The 4,259-nt window shown below is 74.2% G+C and carries 2 protein-coding genes; both read right to left on the minus strand.

All coding sequences use genetic code 11. The annotated features are described in order from the left end of the window. Positions 1-396: condensation domain-containing protein (locus EYA84_RS27660; protein WP_201272496.1), on the minus strand; the 396-nt coding region annotated here is incomplete at its 3' end. Next, positions 383-4,259 (minus strand): non-ribosomal peptide synthetase (locus EYA84_RS27665; RefSeq protein WP_131056767.1); only part of this gene is annotated, 3,877 nt, incomplete at its 5' end. The genes EYA84_RS27660 and EYA84_RS27665, both read right to left, overlap by 14 nt.

Genomic DNA, 4,259 nt, shown 5'->3' on the forward strand with positions numbered 1-4,259 from the left:
AGACAGCGTCCCGGCGGCGCGCAGGTCGTCGACGCGCCACGACACCGGCGTACCCGCCTCGGCCCGGAGCAGCCGGGGCCGCCCCTGCTCGGTGTCGATGGCGGTCCGCAGCGACTCGTGCCGGTCGACCAGGAGCTGCACCGCGGCGCCCAGCGCGTCGGGGTCCACCGCGCCGGTCAGCGCGAAGGCGACCGGCACGTTGTAGAGCGGCAGTCCCGGCCGCCACCGGTCGAGGAACCAGAGGCGTTCCTGGCCCGGCGACAGCACCGTCGGCGCACCGGTCGCGGCGATGACCGGACGGGCGGCGGTGTCGGTGATCCCCGCCTGCGCGAGCAGGTGGTCGATGAGGTCGTCCTCGGTCGGCCCCAGCGACCCGGCGGAATCAGTGGTCGTCACCAGTGTTCTCCTTCGTTGCGGACGCGGTGCCGAGTCGTGCGGCGCGTTCGGTGGGGCTGAGTCGGCGGACCTGCATGACGACGGCGGCGATCCGGTCGAGCCGGCCGGCGTCGGGTCCCTCGGCGCGCAGGCGTCGGGCCAGGTCGACGACGGTGGGTTGTTCGACGAGGTGGCGCACGGAGACCGGGGTACGCAGCGTGCGTTCCAGTCGGCCACAGACCTGCACCGCGTGCAGGGAGTGCCCGCCGAGGCCGAAGAAGTTGTCGTCGAGACCGATCCCGGCGACGTCGAGCACCTCGCCCCAGACCTCGGCGATGATCTGTTCGAGCGGGTCGGCCGGCGCCCGGAAGGCGGCCTGGTCGGCCCGTTGGTCGGTGTCCGGGTCGGGCAGCGCCGCCCGGTCGATCTTGCCGTTCGGAGTCAGCGGAAGCGTGTCCATCACCACGAACGCCGACGGCACCGCGTGCTCCGGCAGCCGTTCGGCCAGGAACTCCCGCAGCTCCGCCACGCTGACCGGGGCACCCGCCACCGGCTCCACGTAGCCGACCAGGCGTACCGGCGCGCCCTCCGACCGCGCCGCGACCACCACCGCCGACGCCACCGCCGGATACCCCAGCAGCGCCGACTCGACCTCGCCCAGCTCGACCCGGAAACCCCGGACCTTCACCTGGTGGTCGGCGCGGCCGACGAACTCCAGCGACCCGTCCGGCCGGCGGAACACCACGTCGCCGGTCCGGTACAGCCGGGCACCCGGCACGCCGGAGAAGCCGTCCGGTACGAACCGGTCGGCGGTCAGCCCCGACCGGTCCCAGTACCCCCAGGCCACTCCCGGGCCGCCCAGCCACAGTTCGCCGGGGATGCCGACGCCGGCCAGGCGACCCGCGTCGTCCACCACGTACGCCCAGGTGTTCGCGATCGCCGTACCGATGCCTCCGGTGCTGGTGGGTCGCGCCGTCAAACGGGTGTAGGTGGCGAAGGTGGTCACCTCGGTCGGGCCGTAGATGTTGTGCAGCCGCGCCGGACCCTGTCCGCCCTCGACGACCCGGCCCACCGTCCCCGGGTCGAGGCTCTCGCCGCCGAAGTAGAGCTGGTCCACCCCGGCGAAGGCGTCGGGCACCGTGTTGACGGTGGCGTTGAACAACGCGGTGGTGATGAAGACCGTGGTCACCGCCCGGGTACGCAGCAGGGCGGCGAGGCCCGGCGGGGAGAGCACCGTCTCGGTGGGCACGATCACCACCTGCCCGCCGTTGGCGAGCGCGCCCCACACCTCGAAGGTGATGGCGTCGAAGCTGGCGTTGGCGAGCTGGGCGAGGACGGTCCGTGGGGTCAGCTCGACGTAGTCGGCTCCACCCACCAGGCGGGTGATGCCGCGATGCGGCACCACCACGCCCTTCGGGTCGCCGGTCGAGCCGGAGGTGTAGATGACGTAGGCGGCGTCGTCCCCGCCGCACGCCGACCGGTCCGGGGCGGCACCGGTCGGGGTCACCGCACCGGTCGCCTCGGGCAGGGTGACGGCGTGCCGGTCGCCGAGCGGGAGTTGGTCGAGCAGATCCCGATGCCCGACCACCACCCGCGCGGCCGTGTCGGCCAGCATGAAAGCCAACCGCTGCGGCGGATAGTCCGGGTCCAACGGCACGTACGCGCCACCGGCCCGCAACACCCCCAACATCCCCACCACGAGATCGGCCGACCGCCGACAACAGAGACCCACCAGGGAACCCCGACCCACCCCCAGTCCGGTCAACCGCGCCGCCACCGCGTCGGCCCGGGCCACCAGCGACCCGTACGACAGCGACATCTCGCCGTCCACCACCGCCACCGCGTCCGGTGACGTCCGGGCCCACCCGGCCACCAGCGCGTCCACGGTCGACTCGGCGGGGTAGTCGCGGGGCTGCCCGGCCCAGTCCAGGAGCCGCCGCTCCTCCTCGGCGGGCAGCGCGGACACCGACGTGACCGGGGCGTCGACGTCGGCGAGCAGCCGCTCCAGCAGCACCGTCCACTGGGTGGCGAAACGGTCGGCGGTCGACTCGTCGAAGAGGTCGGTCGCGTACTCGACCTCGATGCCGAGGTCCGGGCCGCCGGTGTCGACCACCGCCAGGGTGAGGTCGAACTTCGCGGTGCCGGTGTCCACCGAGTCCAGCTCGGCGCCCAGGCCGTCGGACTCCCAGCGGCCCCGGGCGTGCTGGTTCATCCCGAAGGCCACCTGAGCGAGCGGGGCCCGGCTCTGGTCACGGTCCGGGTCGAGCGCGTCCACCAGGGACGCGAACGGGATCTGCTGGTGGGCCTGGGCGGCGGCCGAGACGGCGCGTACCCGCTCGACCAGTTCCACGAAGGTGGGCGTGCCACCCAGGTCGGCCCGGAGCACGACGGTGTTGACGAAGAACCCGACCAGGTCGTCGAGTTCGGGCAGCGGACGCCCGGCGGCCGGGGTCGCCACCACCACGTCGGTCCGGCCCGACCAGCGGCCGACCAGCAGCAGGTACGCGGTCATCAGCAGGTCGAAGACGGTGACCGAGTGGGTCCTCGCGGCGGCCCGCAGCGCCGACACCGTCGAGGGGTGCAGGCGATGCCGCAGAGTCGCACCGGCGTGACTCGCGACCGGCGGGCGACGGCGGTCGGCGGGCAGTTCCAGCAGGCGCGGTGCCCCGGCCAGCCGCTGCCGCCACCAGGCGACCTCGTCGGCGATCACCTGCGGGGTGAGGACCTCGCGCTGCCAGGCGGCGAAGTCGGCGTACGTCGGCGCGAGCAAGGAGGGGTCCCCTGTACGACACGAGGCGTTAGCAGGGGGCCCTTCCTTACCCGAGGGCCGGCCGGTGAGGATCTCGGCGAGCAGGATGTCCAGCGACCAGCCGTCGCAGGCGGCGTGGTGGACGGAGAGCCAGAGCAGCCACTCGTCGTCGGCGACCCGGACCACTCCGCCCCGCAGCAGCGGTGCCTGTGACAGGTCGAAGGGGCGGGCGACACCGGCGGCGGCCAGTCGTCGCCCCTCCCGCTCACCTCCGGCGCGGGCGTCCGACACGGTCCAGTCGATCTCCGTACGGTCGGCGATGCGGGCGACCGGACGACCGTCGACGGTCACCAGCGCCGTCCGGAGCGCCGGATGGGCGGCCACCACCGCCCGGACGGCGTCGTGGAGCCGTCCGGGGTCGACCGTGCCGGTCAGCCGCACCAGCACCGGGACGTTGTAGAGGGCCGAGCCGTCCCGCAGCCGGTCCAGGTACCACAACCGCTCCTGCCCGAACGACACCACCGGCTCGCCACCGTGCGCGGTGAGGGCGGGCAGCGCGGGCGCCGGCTCACCGGCGTCGACCAGCGCGGCGAAGTCGGTGAGGACCGGATGGGCGAAGAGCTGGTCCACGGTGAGGGCCACCCCGCGCTCGGCCGCCGTCCGGGCGACGACCTTGGCGGCCAGCAGGGAGTGCCCGCCGAGGGCGAAGAAGTTGTCGTCGGCGCCGACCCGGTCCAGGTGCAGGACGTCGGCCCAGACGGCGGCGAGCAGGCGTTCGGTCGGGGTGGCGGGCTCGATCGGCTCACCGGCGGGCAGGCTCTCCACGGCCGCCGCCACGGCGTCCGCCGCACCCGCGCCGGGCAGCCGTCCGGTGCCGGCCACCAGGCCGTTCAGGATCCCGTCGAGACGGTCCAGGTGGGCGGCGACGCTCACCGGGCCGTACCGGTCCTCGTCGTGGTCGCAGCGCACCACCAGCCCGCCGTCGCGGGCGGTGACCTCCAGGACGGCGTCGCACCAGACGATCTCGTGTTCGAGGGCGGCCACGTCACCGGGGTCGAGTCCGCCGCCGAGCGCGCCGAGCGGGACCACGGCGATCCGTACCTCGCCGTCGCCCGCCGGACGCGCCGCCGGCAGC

The organism is Verrucosispora sp. SN26_14.1 (assembly GCF_004307965.1).
Lineage (GTDB): Bacteria > Actinomycetota > Actinomycetes > Mycobacteriales > Micromonosporaceae > Micromonospora.